The sequence below is a fragment of the Streptomyces sp. SP18BB07 genome, assembly GCF_036322545.1.
Classification (GTDB): Bacteria; Actinomycetota; Actinomycetes; order Streptomycetales; family Streptomycetaceae; genus Streptomyces; species Streptomyces deccanensis.
This window is the reverse complement of the sequence record NZ_JAQYWT010000150.1, coordinates 1-374: the sequence shown is the minus strand read 5'-3', so window position 1 is coordinate 374 and position 374 is coordinate 1. Positions and strand designations below refer to the sequence as shown.

The window sequence follows — 374 nt, the reverse complement described above, 5'->3', positions numbered from 1 at the left end:
GGCCGTGGTCGAGCCTCCGGTTGAGGAGGGTCCGCCCGGGGTGGAGCCGCCTGGGGACGAGGGCTCTCCCGTCGAGGAGCCTCCCGTAGAGGAGGCGCCGCCCGTGGTCGAGCCACCGGTTGAGGAGGGTCCGCCCGTGGTGGAGCCGCCTGGGGTAGAGGGGCCGCCGGTCGTGGAGCCACCCGGAGAGGAAGCGCCGGCGGTGGTCGAGCCTCCGGTTGAGGTGGGTCCGGCCGTGGTGGAGTCGAGTGGGGAGGAGGGGTCTGGGTTCGTGGTTCGTGGCGTTGAGGTGTCGACGCGGTTGTTGGTGCCTGGGGTTGTGGAGGGTGCTGCCGTGGTGGAGGAGGATGAGGAAGTGGATCCACACGTAGTGG

General features: G+C 71.1%; 1 protein-coding gene. It reads left to right on the top strand.

The window, feature by feature from the left end; genetic code table 11:
• Positions 1 to 103: 103 nt before the first annotated feature.
• Positions 104 to 374, top strand: a 271-nt coding sequence (locus PUR53_RS00850; RefSeq protein ID WP_329907036.1) for a hypothetical protein, incomplete at its 3' end; no start/stop codon positions are given.